Source organism: Shewanella sp. DNRA4, from assembly GCF_012843185.1.
Lineage (GTDB): Bacteria > Pseudomonadota > Gammaproteobacteria > Enterobacterales > Shewanellaceae > Shewanella > Shewanella xiamenensis.
In genome coordinates, this window is the sequence record NZ_JABAIP010000007.1 from 35,381 (window position 1) to 54,763 (window position 19,383).

The 19,383-nt window shown below is 47.1% G+C and carries 16 protein-coding genes and 7 tRNA genes; 17 read left to right on the plus strand and 6 right to left on the minus strand.

Going from position 1 to position 19,383, the window contains the following annotated elements; all coding sequences use genetic code 11:
• Window positions 1-45: 45 nt before the first annotated feature.
• From HG547_RS08965 to HG547_RS08975, 3 genes are all read right to left on the minus strand, one after another.
• Window positions 46-2,229 carry an EAL domain-containing protein gene (locus HG547_RS08965; protein ID WP_037418694.1) on the minus strand — a complete coding sequence of 728 codons (2,184 nt, stop codon included), beginning with the start codon at window positions 2,227-2,229 and terminating at the stop codon, window positions 46-48.
• A gap of 189 nt (window positions 2,230-2,418) precedes the next feature.
• Entirely contained in the window at window positions 2,419-2,706 is a 288-nt protein-coding gene (locus HG547_RS08970) for a DUF406 family protein (protein ID WP_037418691.1), read from the minus strand.
• Window positions 2,707-2,870: 164 nt separating this feature from the next.
• The gene (locus HG547_RS08975) at window positions 2,871-3,359 is read right to left on the minus strand and encodes a VC2046/SO_2500 family protein (RefSeq protein WP_088585641.1); all 489 of its coding nucleotides are present in this window, start codon (window positions 3,357-3,359) and stop codon (window positions 2,871-2,873) included.
• 125 nt (window positions 3,360-3,484) lie between these two features.
• Between HG547_RS08975 and HG547_RS08980 the strand changes: the two genes are divergently transcribed.
• From HG547_RS08980 to HG547_RS08990, 3 genes are all read left to right on the plus strand, one after another.
• Window positions 3,485-3,569: transfer RNA gene (locus tag HG547_RS08980), tRNA-Tyr, on the plus strand.
• Window positions 3,570-3,608: 39 nt separating this feature from the next.
• Window positions 3,609-3,693: transfer RNA gene (locus HG547_RS08985), tRNA-Tyr, on the plus strand.
• Between the two features lie 130 nt (window positions 3,694-3,823).
• Window positions 3,824-3,908 (plus strand) — tRNA-Tyr (locus HG547_RS08990).
• Between the two features lie 198 nt (window positions 3,909-4,106).
• On the opposite strand, the gene queE is transcribed toward HG547_RS08990, so the two are convergent.
• On the minus strand, window positions 4,107-4,775 hold the full coding sequence (gene queE / locus HG547_RS08995; RefSeq protein WP_169547658.1) for a 7-carboxy-7-deazaguanine synthase QueE: 669 nt from the start codon (window positions 4,773-4,775) through the stop codon (window positions 4,107-4,109).
• A 188-nt stretch (window positions 4,776-4,963) separates the two neighbouring features.
• Between queE and queC the strand changes: the two genes are divergently transcribed.
• Both queC and rrtA read left to right on the plus strand, forming a co-directional pair.
• Window positions 4,964-5,683, plus strand: coding sequence for a 7-cyano-7-deazaguanine synthase QueC (gene queC / locus HG547_RS09000; RefSeq protein ID WP_169547659.1), 720 nt, complete (start codon window positions 4,964-4,966; stop codon window positions 5,681-5,683).
• A complete protein-coding gene (rrtA, locus tag HG547_RS09005) occupies window positions 5,680-6,294 on the plus strand; it encodes a rhombosortase (protein ID WP_169547660.1) in 615 nt (204 codons plus the stop codon). The genes queC and rrtA overlap by 4 nt, the downstream gene beginning before the upstream one ends.
• Window positions 6,295-6,442: 148 nt before the next feature.
• Here rrtA and uvrB read toward each other — a convergent pair whose 3' ends face one another.
• A complete protein-coding gene (uvrB, locus tag HG547_RS09010; protein WP_169547661.1) occupies window positions 6,443-8,464 on the minus strand; it encodes an excinuclease ABC subunit UvrB in 2,022 nt (673 codons plus the stop codon).
• Window positions 8,465-9,532: 1,068 nt separating this feature from the next.
• On the opposite strand from uvrB, the gene HG547_RS09015 reads away from it, so the two are divergent.
• The 12 genes from HG547_RS09015 (at window position 9,533) to nth (ending at window position 18,960) form a co-directional block, all read left to right on the plus strand.
• Window positions 9,533-9,608 (plus strand) — tRNA-Asn (locus tag HG547_RS09015).
• Window positions 9,609-9,657: 49 nt separating this feature from the next.
• Window positions 9,658-9,733 (plus strand) — tRNA-Asn (locus HG547_RS09020).
• A 31-nt stretch (window positions 9,734-9,764) separates the two neighbouring features.
• Window positions 9,765-9,840: transfer RNA gene (locus tag HG547_RS09025), tRNA-Asn, on the plus strand.
• A 45-nt stretch (window positions 9,841-9,885) separates the two neighbouring features.
• Window positions 9,886-9,961, plus strand: a tRNA-Asn gene (locus HG547_RS09030).
• A gap of 202 nt (window positions 9,962-10,163) precedes the next feature.
• Window positions 10,164-12,068: a GGDEF domain-containing protein gene (locus tag HG547_RS09035; RefSeq protein ID WP_169547662.1), complete on the plus strand. Its 1,905-nt coding sequence runs from the start codon at window positions 10,164-10,166 to the stop codon at window positions 12,066-12,068.
• 125 nt (window positions 12,069-12,193) lie between these two features.
• On the plus strand, window positions 12,194-12,772 hold the full coding sequence (rsxA, locus tag HG547_RS09040) for an electron transport complex subunit RsxA (RefSeq protein WP_023267235.1): 579 nt from the start codon (window positions 12,194-12,196) through the stop codon (window positions 12,770-12,772).
• Entirely contained in the window at window positions 12,773-13,354 is a 582-nt protein-coding gene (gene rsxB, locus HG547_RS09045) for an electron transport complex subunit RsxB (protein ID WP_011626120.1), read from the plus strand.
• Window positions 13,355-13,357: 3 nt separating this feature from the next.
• Window positions 13,358-15,739 (plus strand): electron transport complex subunit RsxC, encoded by a 2,382-nt coding sequence (gene rsxC / locus HG547_RS09050; protein WP_169547663.1) that lies wholly within the window; start codon window positions 13,358-13,360, stop codon window positions 15,737-15,739.
• An 80-nt stretch (window positions 15,740-15,819) separates the two neighbouring features.
• Window positions 15,820-16,869 carry an electron transport complex subunit RsxD gene (gene rsxD, locus HG547_RS09055; RefSeq protein ID WP_169547664.1) on the plus strand — a complete coding sequence of 350 codons (1,050 nt, stop codon included), beginning with the start codon at window positions 15,820-15,822 and terminating at the stop codon, window positions 16,867-16,869.
• Between the two features lie 54 nt (window positions 16,870-16,923).
• Entirely contained in the window at window positions 16,924-17,562 is a 639-nt protein-coding gene (gene rsxG, locus HG547_RS09060) for an electron transport complex subunit RsxG (RefSeq protein WP_172589644.1), read from the plus strand.
• Window positions 17,555-18,253, plus strand: coding sequence for an electron transport complex subunit E (locus HG547_RS09065; protein ID WP_037418658.1), 699 nt, complete (start codon window positions 17,555-17,557; stop codon window positions 18,251-18,253). Before rsxG ends, HG547_RS09065 begins: the two co-directional genes overlap by 8 nt.
• 65 nt (window positions 18,254-18,318) lie before the next feature.
• On the plus strand, window positions 18,319-18,960 hold the full coding sequence (gene nth, locus HG547_RS09070; RefSeq protein ID WP_037418655.1) for an endonuclease III: 642 nt from the start codon (window positions 18,319-18,321) through the stop codon (window positions 18,958-18,960).
• 144 nt (window positions 18,961-19,104) lie between these two features.
• Here nth and HG547_RS09075 read toward each other — a convergent pair whose 3' ends face one another.
• Window positions 19,105-19,368 (minus strand): hypothetical protein, encoded by a 264-nt coding sequence (locus HG547_RS09075; RefSeq protein WP_169547665.1) that lies wholly within the window; start codon window positions 19,366-19,368, stop codon window positions 19,105-19,107.
• Between the last annotated feature and the right edge of the window lie 15 nt (window positions 19,369-19,383).

The following is a 19,383-nucleotide window of genomic DNA, read 5'->3' on the forward strand; positions in this document are numbered from 1 at the left end:
ATTGATTGCCTTTATTTTTTCATCACACCAATACGAACATCTGGTTTAGTGGGCGATAAAACTCGATTGTTTCGCGGCCAGCAAAAACTGCGCAAACTCGGGTTCTCGCAGAGCTGGACTGTATAAATATCCCTGTGCCTGATGACACAAACTCTTGGCTAAAAACGCCTCCTGCTCAACGGTTTCTACCCCTTCTGCGGTCAAGGAAATATTGAGCGCACTCGCCATCGCAATAATGGCCGAGACGATTTCTTGGCTTTCGCGGCTAATCGTCAAATCTGAAATAAACGAGCGATCGATTTTTAACTTACTGATAGGAAACTGTTTAAGGTAGCGCATCGAGCTGTAACCCGTCCCAAAATCATCGATAGCCAAGCCTACCCCCAGTTCAGCCAACTCCTGACACAATAAGGTCGCATGGCGAATATCGCCCATGAGTTCCGTCTCTGTAATTTCTAAAATTAAGGTTTTGGGCTTTAAACGATAACGGGTTAAGAGTTGCCATACTTGTTCATACAAATTACCACTAAAAAACTGCCGCGCAGACACGTTAACATGCATGCTAAGATCGGCATTGTGATGCTGCCAAATATTCAATTGCCGACAGGCCGCCTCTAATACCCAACTGCCTATCGCATTGATCATCCCCGATTGCTCGGCAATATCAATAAACGCGCCGGGATATAGCACGCCTCTTTTGGGATGATGCCAACGAATAAGCGCTTCGGCACCGATATAAGTTTGCTGTTCGAGATCCCTTAAGGGCTGGTAATAAAGCTCAAATTGTCGACCGCGAATAGCACTATGCAAATCGCGTTCAATTTGCGCATCTTCCTTAAACGCACTCAGCAATGTACTGTTAAAGACTTGAATTGCTGTGCCCTTTTTCTTCTTCGCATATTGCACTGCAATATCGGCGCAGGTCAGTGGTGCAAATAAATTTGCCACCGACGCAATATCAACCACGGCCAGTGCGGGTTTAGGTTCCACTTGTTCACGGCCAATTAATATCGGCATGGCTAAATGCTGGTATAAGCGGGTGCTGATATAGTCCAGATCATAAACTGCGTTGTCGTCGGTCAGTAATACCGCAAACTCATCACTACCGACACGAGCGATTTCAGTCGCTTTGTTGATGTCTGAAAAATGCTTTAAGCGCCGGCCAATCTCAATCAACAGGCTGTCGCCATTTTCATGACCATAAGTATCGTTAAAACGCTTAAAGGCGACTAAATCGACTAGCAACAGTAGCCCATGTGTTGTTCGCTCGAGCACTCGATTAAAGTGACTGCGATTGTTCAGTCCAGTCAAGCTACAACGCCACGCCAGACGTTCCAACTCCGCTTTGTAGTTATGCTCATCCGTACTTTCTTCACCCGACACTAAAGCGTAATGATTGCCTCTATCGGTGATAAATTGGCTCACAACATATTTCAGCCAATAACGACTACCATCAGCACGATTAAATTGCACTTCACCTTTTGCCAGTTCACCTCTGAAAATTTTTGCTAAGGTCTGCTCAGCTAACGCATTGTGCTGTTTGAAAAAAGTTAAATCACGTAAATTAGTGCCAACGCTCCTGCTCCGAGAAATACCACTAATATCCTGATGGGCTTGGTTAACGTACTCCACTTTTTCAGTGTGCAAGTTAATCAACATAGTCATTTGACGAGATTGTTCTATGGCGCAGCGAAAAAGGCTGAGACGTTCTTCTTTATCGTAAGCATGTTTGGTCGCAAGAGTGAGGGCTAATTGATCGGCCATTTGGCAAGCCAGATGAATTTCACTATCGTGCCAATGGTGTGTGAGCTGCGCGCGCTCAATGCAGAGCACGCCCTCAAGATGGCCATTGATACGGATGCCAACTTCGAGACTAGATAAAATTTGGCGTGGAATAAAATAACTATCGACTAATTCGGTCAACCGCGGGTCAATAAGCGTATTACCAGCATCTATATGTCTGTGATTTTTTAGTTCATTTAAATAACGCGGCACCGTTTGCAGCAGTTTAGGACGGTAGATGTCCTGCAGCGCCATCGCCCCAAACTGGGCGACGAGAGATTGGGTGTTTTGCTCGGCAGAAAAAATCCACACCGACACCAAGGAGACCGCTAAATTCTGACACAGTAGCTCTGTCGCTAACTCTGCCGTCTTAGTGAAATCACCCTGCTGCTTTGCCGTAGAATGGACTAAAGACTCTAATAAGTGTTGATGCTGACGTCGCTTCACTCTGATCCCTACAAAACTTCGTGTTGGGTAAAACGATAATGCTGCGACTAACACACCAAAGATAGGAGTGTTAATGGAGCCGATTTATCATTGTTTTTGTTGACGCAGATTACACGATCTACATTTAAAACAGCAACATCGGCCACACTTTATTACAAATTAACCTCGACTTGTATCACAGGGGTTGCGCTATAGACCATTCTCTAACTGGAAAATCATTTTTTCGACACTGACATCAAATACCAGTTTGAGCGTCACACCCGTTTCACCTCGAGTAACGCTCGCTTGCGTGTGTCGAAAACGTGTCTGGGCACGCTCAACCATCTTTGCCGCCTCATTTTCCGCCTCGCCACCCGTAAACTGCAACTCAAGTACAGTATCTTGTTCATCAATCACTGCGCCTATGTCGACAAAGCTGCCGCAATCGGTACATGTGTCGTTTACTGTGGGGGTTTGTCCTGCAATGATACCTTTCATAGGGTTATCCTCTCTAATGGTCTCATGTTAAAAACTCAACATAAGCGACTCAACATTAATATCACTAACGACTAATTATAGGGAATGATGATGAGAGAGACTCTGGTATTGCTCACGCTTATTACCCGAAATAATACCTTTGATAATAAATAGCCTCAGTAGCACTAAGCACTGGCTAAGCGTGGGATCAAATTACGTTGGATCGCCAGTTGATCGGCAAAGTGCATGATTTCAACTTGAGGAGATGGCAATTGCCCCCGCTGACGCAAGCGAGTTGTAAACTCACAGTTACTTAAGGCTTCGGCCATGGCGATGGGTTCACCACCTCGGATCACTAACGCTTCCGGTCGCAAGGCCTGTTGCAATTGAAAAGCTCTTGCCCCTTGCTGCATAAACACGGCGCTATTGTCGATAATATGATTGTCTGAGGATAAATCCGCCACTAACGTTTGTTTTGGTGGTAATTCAAACTGACGTTGTAGTTTTTCGGCAGTATCGAGTTCTTTTTGCCATTGAAACTGCGCCATGTCCCTCGCGTCAGCAGACAATAGCGACAGCAACAGGGCAAACTCACCTCGCCTGTTGTGTTCGATTGCCGCATTTAAGCGGGAGCCAATTTGGGCTTCATTGATTAAAGGAACATCGATTTGCATAAAAAAACATCGCTAAAACAACTCGTTGTCAGTTAATCGACCAGTTGAACAAGAACTTTAGGAAAATTTTCATATTTAGACTTTACATGCCTAAGGTTTCTGACTACTATGGCGGCCGCAATTGAGGAGGGGTTCCCGAGTGGCCAAAGGGATCAGACTGTAAATCTGACGGCTCCGCCTTCGAAGGTTCGAATCCTTCTCCCTCCACCATTTGCACTAACAATTAGCGATGCTATAAAAGATACTCGTGGAGGGGTTCCCGAGTGGCCAAAGGGATCAGACTGTAAATCTGACGGCTCCGCCTTCGAAGGTTCGAATCCTTCTCCCTCCACCACTTTTATCTTATGTGGTTCGTCAATCGTTAGTTCGCTGGAAACTTGCTTTACCCTTAAATCGGGCCAAGATTTAAGATAACTTTAAAATCAGACTCGATGAGTCAGACTTAAAAGTTGAAGAAATTATGTGGAGGGGTTCCCGAGTGGCCAAAGGGATCAGACTGTAAATCTGACGGCTCCGCCTTCGAAGGTTCGAATCCTTCTCCCTCCACCACTTCTTTCTCATATCACACTTTATCTCACGTTATTCCCCAAGTTTTCTTTCTAGCACACCAGCTAATTCAGACTTATTATTTATCGCTTAAATTTAGTGCCTTTAATCTATCGATTTTGCTCATAAAAAAACGCCCCATTCGGAGCGTTAAAACTATTTCTGAGCATTAAAGACCCATCCAGTTGAGCTAGATGGCGATTAATCGATATTTAAGTACTTATGGGTCTGAATCGATAAACGCCAGTTGCGGGCAATACACACCTTCATGGCTAATTCCGTCGCCCTTGGTTTTTGGCTGATCGGTTGCAAACAAATCGTTTTCGCTGACACATCAATCCCTTTGAGTAACTCATCGAGTTCGTCGATATGATGTTCGGTCGCTATCGGATGCTTTATTTCGTTGGCGCGGGTCAAGGCCTGCGCTAACACCTTATAACCACCTTTCATATTGATCTTGGGCGAGACAGTCACCCAGGTATCAGCATCACACTTCACCTCAAAGGTGCCGCTGGTCTCGATTTGAGTGGCATAGCCGGCAGCGTGGAGCGTGAGGGTTAATTCATTCAAATCATACATACAAGGTTCACCACCTGTGATCACCACATGGCGCGCCGTGTATCCCTTAGCGTTGAACGCCTCGATAAGACTCTTCGCCGTATGGTTTGCCCAGCGCCCCACGGAGCCATCGACGGTAATCACTTGTTCGGGTGACACCTTATTTTCCTCAAGCAGATCCCAAGTCTGTTTGGTATCACACCAAGCACATCCCACAGGGCAACCCTGTAAACGCACAAAAATGGCGGGTACTCCGGTAAAGACACCTTCACCTTGAATAGTTTCAAAGACTTCGTTGACAGGGTAATTCATGCTAGCGTTCCGTTTTTCTGGGGCGGCATTTATAGAGGATTTTAGATGCAGCTGCAAGTTTTTACCGCCTCTGCCATTGTGATACTAAGTGCCGCATACCCGTCGCCACGCGCCAGCAAAGAGTTTGCAAGCCCTAGCGCCTGAGTTACACTTACGCCCTATTTTATGTGTCAATTTAAGTGGATCCTATGTCAGCAGCATCAGTTTCAAAGGTGGTAGTGGTTTTCAGTGGCGGACAAGACTCAACGACTTGTCTTATTCAAGCCTTAACTCAGTTTGATGAAGTCCACGGGATCACCTTCGATTATGGTCAACGTCACCGTGAAGAAATTGAAGTTGCTAAATCCCTCGCCAAGCGCTTAAAGATCACTAGCCATAAAGTGATGGATGTGAGCTTACTCAATGAGTTAGCCATTTCAGCCCTCACCCGGGATGCGATCCCCGTCTCCCACGAGTTGATGGAAAACGGCCTGCCCAATACCTTTGTGCCTGGGCGTAATATTCTGTTTTTAACCCTAGCGGGGATCTACGCCTATCAGTTAGGGGCTGAGTCGATTATCACCGGCGTATGTGAAACCGATTTTTCGGGTTATCCCGACTGTCGCCACGACTTTGTCCGCGCGATGGAATCGGCACTGGTGCAAGGCATGGATAAAAAGCTTGAGATCATCACGCCGTTAATGTGGCTCAACAAGGCCCAAACTTGGGCGCTGGCCGATAAATACCAGCAACTCGATTTAGTTCGCCACCATACCCTGACCTGTTATAACGGCATTATTGGCGATGGTTGCGGTGACTGCCCAGCCTGCCATCTTCGTAAACGCGGACTGGATGATTATCTGCAAAACAAATCCGCAGTGATGGCCTCGCTCACACAGGCAATTGAAACAGGTAAGCCACAGGCGTGAAACTGTTAACGTTAAAAAAACTCAGCCCCTATTGGCTGGCGCTTATCGTCAGTCTGCTCTGCGCGCTCTTATATATTGCGGGACTTTTTACCCCAAGCGTAGATAATCTGCTCGCCTATCGACGCAGCGATATCAGTGACGGCCAGTGGTGGCGCCTGATTACCGGTAATCTGCTGCATACCAATCATTGGCACCTGCTGATGAACCTCGCGGGATTATGGGTAGTGCTGTTTTTGCACCACTTTCATTACCAGCTTAAGGGATTAACCGCGCTGTTTATCCTGCTTTGTCTGTTTGAAGGCATTGGTCTGTATTTAGGTTACCCACAATTATTTGGCTATGTGGGCTTGAGCGGCATGTTACATGGCCTATTTACCTTTGGTGCAATGCAGGATATTCGCCGCAAAATGTACTCTGGTTATTTGCTGCTGCTCGGGGTAATCATCAAAGTTGGCCATGAACAGTTCTATGGTGCCAGTGACGATGTAACCGCAATGATCGGCGCGCGGGTGGCCACCGAGGCGCATTTAGTTGGTTTGATCTGCGGATTAGTCTGCGCGCTCTTATTCTTTATGCTCCCACGCACGATGCTAACCAAAGAAAAAGCATAAAGTCTCGATTCTTCTTTGATGATCTAATCCAATAAAAAGCCGCTAAACACATTGTGTTAGCGGCTTTTTATTCAGTAAAACACCTTAGTGGCAGAACGTTAGCATCACAGCGTCGAGTCTCAACGCCTTGCTTAGGCGAGAAACTCATTTATGCGCTGATCAGTAATTCCCTTAAGCGTTTTACCTCATCACGCAAGGCCGCCGCCTGTTCAAACTCCAAGTTACGCGCATGTTCATGCATTTGCTTCTCGAGCTTGTCGATATCATAGCTCAGCTGCGCAGCATCTGCATGATAACGTTTGGCTTTAGGCTCAGCGACTCTGCCAAGGGATGCTTGAGCATAACCCTTTTCAGACTCTCTGCCATCGTCCACATCCATCACATCGGTAATACGCTTGACCACGCCTTTTGGCACAATGCCATGCTCAAGGTTGTAGGCTCGCTGTTTCTCACGGCGGCGCTCGGTTTCGCCCATCGCCTTTGCCATCGAGTTGGTGATGCGATCGGCATAGAGGATCACCTTACCATTAACGTTACGCGCGGCACGACCAATGGTCTGGATAAGCGAACGCTCCGAACGTAAAAAGCCTTCCTTATCTGCATCCAAAATACAGACGAGCGAGACTTCCGGCATATCTAAGCCTTCGCGCAGCAAGTTGATGCCGACCAGCACATCAAACTTACCGAGGCGCAGATCGCGGATGATCTCCACCCTCTCTACGGTATCGATATCTGAGTGCAAGTAGCGGACTTTGACGCCGTGTTCATCGAGGTATTCAGTTAAATCCTCCGACATGCGCTTGGTTAGGGTGGTGACAAGCACCCGCTCGTTGACGGCGACGCGTTTGGCGACCTCAGAGAGCAAATCGTCCACTTGAATGCCAACGGGGCGCACCTCCAGCTCAGGGTCGAGCAATCCTGTGGGCCGCACAACTTGTTCAACAATCTCGCCGCCACTCTTATCCAATTCATAGGGATTTGGCGTCGCCGACACATAAATCGTCTGCGGCATTAACTGCTCAAACTCTTCAAACTTCAGCGGCCGGTTATCCAACGCCGAGGGCAAACGGAAGCCATATTCCACTAGCGTGGTTTTACGGGAACGGTCACCCTTATACATGGCACCAATTTGTGGCACGGTGACATGGGATTCGTCGATAACCAATAAACCATCAGCGGGTAAGTAATCGAGCAGCGTTGGTGGCCCCTCACCGGGGGCGCGTCCGGATAAATAGCGGGAGTAGTTTTCAATGCCGGAGCAATAGCCTAGCTCCACCATCATCTCGATATCATATTGCACCCGCTCGTGGATGCGCTGCGCCTCAATCAACTTATTATTGTCGAGCAGATATTGCTTGCGCTCACGCAGCTCTTGTTTAATCAGCTCGGTGGCTTCTAGGATCTTTTCCCGCGGCGTCACATAGTGGGTCTTAGGGTACACTGTAGTGCGAGCGATACGTTTGATAATCTGCCCAGTTAACGGATCAAACTCGCTTAAGCGTTCAATTTCATCGTCAAATAGCTCCACCCGAATCGCGTAGCGGTCTGAATCGGCAGGAAAAATATCAATCACTTCGCCGCGAACACGAAAGGTACCGCGCTGCAACTCGATATCATTGCGGGTGTATTGCAATTCACTCAAGCGCTTAAGAATGTCCCGCTGTCCCATGGTATCGCCCTGGCGCAGGTGCAATAGCATCTTTAGGTAAGAGTCAGGATCGCCAAGACCATAAATCGCCGATACCGAGGCAATCAGCACCACATCCTTGCGTTCCAGCAGGGCTTTAGTGGCCGAGAGCCGCATTTGTTCAATATGGGCGTTTACCGAAGCATCTTTTTCTATAAAGGTATTGGATGCGGGGACATACGCCTCGGGCTGATAGTAATCGTAATAGGAGACAAAATATTCCACCGCATTATTGGGGAAAAACTCTTTCATCTCACCATATAACTGTGCGGCGAGAGTCTTATTTGGCGCCATAATAATGGTCGGTCGCCCAAGCTTGGCAATCACATTGGCGATGGTGAACGTCTTACCAGAGCCCGTCACCCCTAATAAGGTTTGGCAAGCAAGGCCTGATTCGAGGCCATCAACCAATTTAGCAATGGCTGTTGGCTGGTCACCTGCGGGGGCAAATTGGGATTCAAGCTGAAAAACAGATTCTGACACGCGCTACATATCCTTGTGGTTAGTCGAACCATTCTAATCAAGAGACAGATTAAGCTCCAGCAGTTATCTTATAATCAGCCTACACTGAACATAAACGCCAATGTAACAAGTAGTAACTTTTATCAAATGTAATTAAATTACAAACCATTTATCTCCAATGTTGGGGATGAAAAATACTCCTCAATCCCGCATGGTTTCTCGCTTATTTCGACTTATCAACAAATTCTGTGGATAACCCTGTGAGTTGCGACTTAAAACAAGCGGCAAACCCTTGGTGCGCGGGCGATGGACTTAAATTGCACTATTTTGGCGATAAAAATATTAATCCTTAAATTTCATATAGTTGACAATTGCAAGCCTTATCTTTTTTAGCATAAATTTAAGTTGCAATTTTGTAAGCAGATGAAAGTCCTTCCTTGTGTATTAATTTGGCATTAATCCTGAATTTCAGTGCGTTTTATCGTCAGTTTGAGCACTAAAACGCCGTAGTCAAAAAGTTTCACTTTGCTGCAATCAAATGGTCATCTTAATGTTTAACGGCGCTCATCTAGTGACTAATGCTCGAGTTGTGGCTCTATTCGCCTAAACGTCAGTGCTCACCACTCACGCGATAAACTCAGCCCAAATAGCGGCATCAACATTATAACGAGGTAAGAGATTATTTATGCGGGCAAAAACCTTTCTGAGTAAGGGTTCGCATCTGCCGGAATCCGCATTGACTTTGTTTGCTATTAGTTCCTGTAAACATTCAGCCAATTTTGCACTTTCGTGTATTTATTCAATGCCGTAGTGATTTTGATGCTCAAGCGACGGATCTTTAAGCAATTGAAGATATGAGCCAGCCTTTAAGCACTTTTCATTGACAAATTTTATGGTACCGAACAGCGCTATCTTGCGAAAAGTTAAGTTATTTCTTCATCAAAATGCTGATTTCTACACCATGATGCACATTAGATGAGCACTTAACAGCATAATTACACTTTTTTTAGTAACTCGAGTTGACTCCTCCAACAGAGCGTTTTACTATGCGCTCCGTTCTCAACGAGTCATCGAGACGATTAAAGCGATTCCCCTGTAGTTCAGTCGGTAGAACGGCGGACTGTTAATCCGTATGTCACTGGTTCAAGTCCAGTCAGGGGAGCCACTATTTAATCATTGATAATCAATGAGAATACAGTTAGATAACTAACGATTCCCCTGTAGTTCAGTCGGTAGAACGGCGGACTGTTAATCCGTATGTCACTGGTTCAAGTCCAGTCAGGGGAGCCACTTAGTTAGCAAGCTGATACGTTAAAACGATTCCCCTGTAGTTCAGTCGGTAGAACGGCGGACTGTTAATCCGTATGTCACTGGTTCAAGTCCAGTCAGGGGAGCCATTTTAAAGTAATATCCAAAGTCGATAGTCATATCGCACCCTCTACTCCCCTGTAGTTCAGTCGGTAGAACGGCGGACTGTTAATCCGTATGTCACTGGTTCAAGTCCAGTCAGGGGAGCCATTTTATTTCACTTCATCTGATTTTTATCCTACATCTAACGCTTATAGATCACGCTTTTCATTTCTGTTTTGCCTTAAATACGGTTACACTGTGAGCAGTTTGTTAACCAAAATACCGTGTATCATCGCGCAGATAACGGTGTTATTTCAAATCTCATGCAATATCTTATTGCACATACTTTGACATATTGAGAGCGAATTTTATGGCGATGTCTAAATCGTATCCCATTTTTTTGTTGCTGATCTTTTTAGGCTTTTTTGGTTGGATTTATCAAAGCGAAAATCACCAGTTGCAGGCAGAAAAACAGCAGGAACTCAATAATTTCAAACAATACATGGTCAACTTTGACCAGTGGCAAGGTAATGGTAGCGAACTTTACCAACGCCTCTCCGAACATTACCCTCTGCAATTTTTTCAATATATTGATGATACTGATGGGCAACTTAATTACACTCAAGGTGAACTCAACGTCCAAATGGCTCACCCACTTGCTGGGTTATTTTCCTTAGATTTGTCACATACACAAAAGCTGCCTGCGGGTCGGTTACAAGTTAAGTTGAGTGTTAACCAAGCCATCGAAAACGCCATTGCCAGTACCCAGCAGCTAGGATTCTCATTGCTGCTAGCTTACATTGTATTAGTTGTTGTTTTTTTATTACTTATCAATAAATTAAAATCTTCTATCCGTTATGCTGCCGATTATATTATGCATGTTCCGGAGTTGAGTTTTTCAGCCATAGAGTCTTCTAGACTGAATGGCGAAATGACCCCAGTCAGATTAGCGCTTGAGGAGTGCCGAACAACGTTAAAATCACGAGTCGATAGCCTCACACAGGAAAACCAGAAACTGCATAAAGTGGCTTATCAAGATCCCATTACGGGGTTTGGCAGTCGTCCTCGTTTTACCTCCAAGTTGGAAAGTATTAGCAATCGTGCCATTCCTCAACTCGGATTAATGGCCATGGTTAAGGCGACTGAGCTAGCTCATATCAACCAACTTCAAGGGCGCTCAGCGGGTGACGATTATTTATCGAATGTGGCTAATTGCATTCGTAAAGCCTGTTCAAAATATCCCGATGCAGAGTGCTACCGCGTTTCCAGTGCCGATTTTGCGATTTTTTTGCCCGATTTAGTGTTAAAGGATGGACCTAAGTTTTTAGATCAACTGAAAATTTTCCTTGATGAATATCAACAGATGATCAAAGCAGAATCCGCGGCACATATCGGGCTTGTCCCATACCAACAAGGGACAGATCCCGTCAATTTGCTATCCCTTGCAGATACGGCTGTCAGCATAGCGCAAACCCTTGGTCCTAATAGTTATCATATTCAAGAGAAACTCAATGCGGATCAGCAATTTGGTGACGACCGTTGGAAACTGGCAATCAACGACCTAATCACCCGCCAAGCGCTTAAATTTTTCCAACAACCGATTCAACCTTGCCGTAACGATGTAGAGGTATATCGCGAGTTGCTGGCACGCTTCTACAATAGTGAAGGGAAGTTTTTACCGACCACCACAGTCATTGCCATGGCGGAGCGCCATGGAATGAGCACAGAATTAGATAAACTAGTGGTGATCACTACATTAAAAATGCTTAAAGAAAACCCCACCATTAGCGGCAATTTTGGCATCAACATCAGTGCTTTTTCAGCGCATCAAGAACTGTTTGTTGGCTGGTTAAAGGATATTCTTGGCAAGCATAAATATATCGCTTCACGCTTAGTATTTGAGATTAACGAATCCGGTATGCAAGCCAATTTAGGGGCGAGTTATAAGTTTGTGCGTGAAGTGCATAGCGTAGGTTCGAGGGTATCAATTGAGCGTTTTGGCATGAGTTTTACCTCGTTCAAATTCTTCAGCGAAGTGCGCCCAGACTACATTAAGCTTGATGGTAGCTACACCTCGGCGATCGATGAAGACAGTAATAATAAATTCTTTGTGCGTATGATGGTAGACGTTGCCAGACGTATTGGTATCCGCGTAATTGCGACCAGTGTTGAGCGCCAAGAAGAAAAATTAACCCTCGAAAAACTTCTCGTTGATGGCCTCCAAGGCTATTACATTGCCCAGCCACAGGCCATCACCCTAACTGATCAAATTTAAACCAATGCAGGGCTAATCAAGCATGCATATTTACAGTAAAGATAGTTAACCCTGCATTCTATATGTTGTTTATGCAAACGGAAAAGTCGATAATACGGCCAAGATCCGTTTAGACAAGTATTGAGATGAGTGAATATCTCCTGTTGTTGATCAGCACTGTACTGGTCAACAATTTCGTATTAGTGAAATTCTTAGGCTTATGTCCATTTATGGGGGTCTCCAGCAAACTGGAGTCCGCTATCGGTATGTCTATGGCGACCACTTTCGTGTTGACCTTGGCATCCATTCTCAGTTACCTAGTGAATCAATACCTATTATTGCCTTTTGATCTCAGTTATCTGCGTACCATGAGCTTTATTCTGGTGATTGCGGTGGTAGTGCAATTTACCGAGATGGTAGTGCAGAAAACCAGTGCAGCCCTACATCGCGCACTGGGAATTTATCTGCCGCTGATCACCACTAACTGTGCAGTATTAGGGGTAGCCCTATTAAACGTGAACGAAAAACACGATTTTATTCAATCTGCTATCTATGGTTTTGGTGCTGCGGTGGGTTTTTCCTTAGTGTTAATTCTGTTTTCCGCGATGCGTGAGCGTTTAGCGGCGGCCGATGTGCCAATGCCGTTTAAAGGCGGTGCTATCGCCATGATCACCGCGGGCCTGATGTCATTGGCCTTTATGGGATTTACAGGATTGGTTAAATAGATGTCCACCATGTTAATTGCCGTTATCTTATTGACCCTATTGGCATTGTTCTTTGGGGTATTACTCGGATTTGCCGCCTTAAAATTTAAGGTTGAAGGTAATCCTATCGTCGATGAACTCGAAGCGATTCTGCCACAAACTCAATGCGGTCAATGTGGTTATCCCGGTTGTCGTCCTTACGCCGAAGCCATTGCCAATGGCGATAAAGTCAACAAGTGCCCGCCCGGCGGCACTGCGACCATGGAAAAACTCGCCAGCTTAATGGGGGTCGAGCCAGAGCCGCTCAACGCCGAGGCTCAGTCCCAAGTCAAAAAAGTCGCCTATATTCGCGAAGATGAATGTATTGGCTGCACTAAATGTATTCAGGCCTGTCCTGTCGACGCCATTATTGGCGCGGGCAAACTCATGCATACCGTGCTCACGGCAGACTGCACAGGTTGCGATCTCTGTGTCGAGCCCTGCCCCGTTGACTGTATCGATATGATCCCTGTGGGCCAAAATCTGAAAAACTGGAACTGGCGCTTAAATGCCATTCCCGTGACTCTTATCCAAGAGACCCCGCACGAAGAAAAGAGAGGATAAGCGGTGCAGACTTTATTAGATCAATTAGATAAAGGAACCCTTTGGCGCTCACCTGGTGGCATTCATCCGCCTGAAGTCAAATTCCTCTCAAACACCACACCGATTAGCCAACTGCCATTAGCACAGGAATACCTTGTCCCTGTGCCACAGGTGGGCGAAAACTGCACTCTTGCAGTAAAAGTGGGTGACAAAGTATTAAAAGGTACGCCATTAACTCAAGGCACCTCAATTTGGCATTTGCCCGTGCACGCGCCAACCTCTGGCACTGTGGTCGCCATTGAGCCAAGAGTCAGTAACCATGCCTCGGCCTTGCCAGTCAATACCTGTGTAATTGCTGCCGATGGTGAAGACCGCTGGTGCGAGTTAACGCCAGGCTCAATTGAGCTCAGCAATCAGGAGATGATTGCCAAAATCCATGGCGCAGGGATAGCCGGCATGGGTGGCGCCGCTTTCCCAAGCCACATTAAGCTCAATCCCGTCAGTGAAATTGAATTAGTGATAATCAACGGCGTGGAATGTGAGCCTTATATCAGCGCCGACGATCGCTTAATGCGCGAATACAGCCAAGACATTCTGGCGGGTATTGCGATTATCCATCGCCTTTTGTCGCCAAAACGCATTGTGATTGCTATCGAAGACAACAAACCTGAAGCCATAAAGGCGATGCAACAGGCGGTCAGTCAATCCACGCTCCCTGCGGGCAGCACTCGGGTAACGGTGATCCCAACTAAGTATCCCTCTGGCGGTGAAAAACAACTGATCCAAATCATCACCGGTCGTGAAGTGCCCTCAGGCGCCATTCCCGCTAAGCTTGGGATTGTCGTGCATAACGTGGGAACCGCCTTTGCGATTCATCAAGCCGTGACCCAAGGAAAACCGCTGATTGAACGTGTGGTAACCGTGACGGGGCAAAATGTGGGTAAACCTGGCAACTATTGGTTACCCATAGGCACGCCTGTTGAACATGTGCTCAAGCAAACTGAATTTAATGCCGAAGCCGAGCAAAAAGTGATTATTGGCGGGCCAATGATGGGCCACGCATTGCCAACCATCCAAGTACCGATTTTAAAGGGCACAAACTGTATTTTGGTCCCGAGCAGTCAAGAGATTGGGATAACTCCAGAGGAAAAGGCCTGTATCCGCTGCGGCGAATGTGCCAATGCCTGCCCTGCACTCTTGCTACCACAACAACTGTTTTGGCATGCAAAAGCCGAAGAATATGATAAGGCGGCCAGCTACAACCTAAAAGACTGTATCGAATGCGGTTGCTGTAGTTATGTGTGCCCGAGTGATATTCCACTGGTGGAATACTACCGCATCGCTAAATCGGCACTAAAACAAGCCGCCGATGAGAAGCATCAAGCCGAGCGCGCCAAACTGCGCTTCGAGGCGCGTATTCAACGCCTCGAAGAAGAAAAACTCGCCCGCGAAGCTAAGGCTAAAGAAGCCGCTGCGCGTCGCCAAGCGACCATGACCTCAACGGATAAGAATGCTGTAGCTGAAGCCATGGCGCGGATTGCGGCCAAAAAGGCAGCAGCGGCAGAAGCCACAACCGATAACGCGACGGTCGAGGTCGTTGTTGCTGATACGAGCAACACAGAAGCGCCTAAGGGTAAAGCGGCTGTTGCCGCTGCAATTGCTCGAGCTAAAGCCAAGAAGGCGGCTCAAGGGGCGGATGATGCAGAATCGTCAAAGCAAGCAGTCTCTTCTGAATCAAGCGAGCCAACGGTTCAAGCCGAGTCTTTATCACAAAAAGATAAAGTCGTCGCCGCTATCGCTCGTGCCAAAGCGAAAAAAACGGCATTGAAGGCCGACTCGGATGCCAATGGCGATACTGAAGCGACTGTCAATGCGAATCAGCCAGTAGCAGAAACGGCTACGAGCACAGAGGCGGATGACAAAAAAGCCAAAGTCGCTGCTGCCGTCGCCCGCGCAAAAGCCAAAAAGGCCGCCGCACAGCAAGCTGAATCAACTAAGGTTACCGAGGTTCAGCCCAAGCTAGCCGCAGACGCTAAGCAAAAGTCAGGCTCTGACGTTGAATCACGCAATGAATTAGGCTCAGCCGCTGAAATAAGTGCGCCGCTTAGCCCTGAAGATGAGAAGAAGGCCAAGGTCGCTGCTGCGGTTGCTCGCGCGAAAGCCAAAAAAGCCGCCGCACAGCAAGCGGATTCGAGTGAGGTTGCCGAGGTTCAGCCCGAGTTAGTAACAGAGGCTAAGCCAGAGTCAACCAATGAGTCAGGCGATGAATCAGACTCAACCACCGAACTAAGCGCACCACTCAGTCCTGATGATGAGAAAAAGGCCAAGGTCGCTGCTGCGGTTGCTCGTGCGAAAGCCAAAAAAGCAGCCAGAGAAGCGGATGCGCTCAGTGACTCAAATGAATAGCACTGCTGATTTTGACATCCGTGCTTTAAAAATTATTAGCTTAAAAATCAGTGACTCAAGATTAGATAAAAGGGATCACAATGGCGTTTAAAATAGCCTCATCACCCCATGTTACCCGTAACTTGCATACTTCAACGGTTATGCAACGGGTTATTTTATGCTTGTTACCCGGCCTTGTGGTGCAATGCGCCTTTTTTGGCTGGGGCACGCTTATTCAAGTGTTACTGGCGATTATCGTGGCCCTAAGCTGTGAAGCAGCGGTGATGAAACTGCGTAATCGCAGCATCAAAGCGAGCTTAAGCGATAACAGCGCCATGCTGACGGCAATCTTAATTGGGGTCGCGATCCCGCCGCTAGCACCTTGGTGGATGATCGTGATGGGCACCGCCTTTGCGATTGTTATTGTTAAGCACCTCTATGGCGGCTTAGGCCATAACCTGTTTAACCCTGCCATGGCTGCCTATGTGTTGCTACTGGTGTCGTTTCCACTACAGATGACCAGCTGGATTGCGCCAAGTACCGTTGCACTCAATACCCCAAGTGTTATCGATAGCTTGCAACTTATCTTCAATGTCGGTGCCCATGGTGGGATGGATCAATTCCGTTTAGGGATTGATGGTATCAGTATGGCAACGCCACTCGATACCCTCAAAACCGATTTGTCACTAGGGCTCACCACCACTGAAAGTATGACCAAAAGCATATTCGATGGCAGCACTGGCGTAGGTTGGTTTTGGGTCAATTTGGCGTATCTCGCTGGCGGGTTAGTGCTGCTTAAATTAAAAGCCATTCGTTGGCACATCAGTACTGGCGTCTTGGCGGGATTATTTGTGGCATCGAGCATCGGCTTTTTACTGTCACCCGATATGCAGGCAAGTCCGCTGTTCCATTTATTTTCGGGTGCCACCATGCTCGCCGCCTTCTTTATTGCGACCGATCCTGTCACCGCCGCCACCAGTCCACGCGGCCGTTTGATTTTCGGTGCTTTAATCGGTGTCTTGGTATATATCATCCGTACCCAAGGCGGTTATCCCGACGCATTTGCTTTTGCTGTATTGCTCGCCAACCTGTGCGCGCCATTTATTGACTATTATGTGCGTCCGCGTGCCTATGGCCACTCAGCGGGCTAGACCTGTGAAATAGAGAATCAAGCGAGCTTGAACAAAGACTCTTGAGGAAAAAAATTGAATAACCCAATGATTAAAAATGGTCTGCTACTTGCCCTATTTGCCCTGCTCTGCACCGGCTTAGTGGCTGTGGTTAATCAACAGACCTTTGATGAAATAAAGCTGCAACAGCAGAAAGAACTGATGGGCATCTTACATCAACTGATCCCAGATGAACTCCATGACAATGAGCTGACCGCGCAATGTACGTTACTGCAAAATAAAGAGGCGCTCGGCACTGAAGATGCCTTGCCTGCGTATATTGCCACCGCAGCGGGTAAACCCGTTGCTATTGCCTTAGAAGCCATCGCTCCCGATGGTTACAACGGTAATATTAAGCTGATTGTTGGTATCAACACCCAAGGTGAAGTATTAGGCGTTCGTACGCTTTCTCACCAAGAAACGCCTGGGCTTGGAGATAAAATCGAGTTACGTAAATCCGATTGGGTCACCAAATTTGTGGGTAAAGTGCTTACATCTGAAGATGATAAGCAGTGGCAGGTACAAAAAGACGGCGGCGATTTCGACCAATTCACTGGCGCGACAATTACACCACGCGCCTATGTGAAAGCCGTTAAACGCGCTGTATGGTACTTTACTCAGCATCAAGCAGAGATTTTCAGCCAACCACTGAATTGTGAGGCCAACCATGACTAATTATCGCGAAATTGCCTGGCAAGGACTGTGGAAAAACAACCCAGGTTTAGTGCAACTGTTGGGGCTTTGCCCACTGTTAGCCGTAACGGCCACCCTCACCAACGCCCTTGGCCTAGGTATCGCAACAATGCTGGTGCTGATTGGCTCAAACGTTTTAGTCTCGTTAGTGCGCGACTATGTGCCGAAGGAAATCCGAATCCCCGTGTTTGTGATGATCATTGCGGCGCTGGTGACAGCGGTGCAACTGTTAGTCAATGCCTACGCCTATGGGTTGTATATGTCGTTAGGGATCTTCTTACCGCTGATTGTGACCAACTGCATTATCATTGGCCGCGCCGAAGCGTTTGCCTCCCGTAATAATGCCTTTAGCTCGGCCTTCGATGGCTTGATGATGGGACTAGGCTTTACCTTGGTATTAGCCGTGCTTGGGGCTACGCGGGAAATTCTTGGCCAAGGCACGCTATTTGACGGCGCCGACCAATTGCTCGGCCCATGGGCAAAGGCTTTAACCATTCAAGTATGGCAAGTCGATACCCCTTTCTTGCTCGCTATGTTGCCGCCTGGTGCCTTTATCGTAATGGGCCTACTTATTGCCCTGAAAAATATTGTCGATAAAAAGCTTAAAGAGCGCCAGCCACAAGCAGCAGCGCAGCCTAGTGTGACACGGGCGCGGATCACCAAAGTGAGTTAAGCCTCATTGAGATAACAGCTTAAGTAGTGGGTTTAACGTTCAACCCACTACTGACAAGGATCACTATGAATCAACAAAAACGCATCCAAATCCTCACCCGCCTACGTGAAAACAATCCCAAACCCGAAACTGAGCTGAATTTCTCCAGTCCCTTTGAATTACTGGTGGCGGTGACCTTGTCGGCACAAGCAACTGATGTGAGCGTGAATAAGGCGACCGATAAACTGTTTCCGGTGGCCAATACCGCCCACAGCATTTATGCCTTAGGCGTGGAAGGATTAAAGGAATATATCAAGACGATTGGCCTGTATAACAACAAGGCTATCAATGTGATTAAAACCTGTGAGATCTTGATTGAAAAATACAATGGCGAAGTCCCAGAGGACAGAGAAGCCCTCGAGTCCCTTCCCGGTGTCGGCCGTAAAACCGCCAATGTGGTACTCAATACCGCCTTTGGTTGGCCGACTATCGCTGTAGATACCCATATTTTTCGCCTCGCCAATCGCACTAAATTTGCCCCCGGCAAAAACGTGGTCGAAGTGGAAGAACGTATGTTAAAGGTCGTTCCCGCCGAATTTAAAGTCGATGTCCACCACTGGTTTATCCTGCATGGCCGCTATACCTGTCTGGCCCGCAAACCACGCTGCGGCAGCTGTATTATTGAGGATCTTTGCGAATTTAAAGAAAAGGTCTACCCCGAAGAATAAGGGCGTCATATGGCTGTCGTTAAGCGCTTTAACTAACGGAATGAACAAGTAACAAGGGCTTTAGGCTAGAGAATATGTTGCTGAAAGTCCTTTTGTTATTAGCGCTGTTGTTAGCACCGCTCTTAGCACTTTGATGCAGATTAATCATTTTACTTGAGCGGCTTTTTGCTGCAATAGAGCTAACAATTCTTCATATTTGGGTCCTTGACCAAACTGAGGTAGCGCGACCGCAAAGACCACCATCGCGAAGGCAATGTAAATCGCATACGGGTGACTCCAAAATCCTGCCAGCAACGTAAGCGTGCCTAAGATAAGCATAATAATCACCCCTATCCGCACCCGCTGCGCCATTTGCACTTTTTGTGTTGCGGCCGCGATTAACGCGAGTTCTGTTTCAGTAAATTCCATATCACATCCTATGCA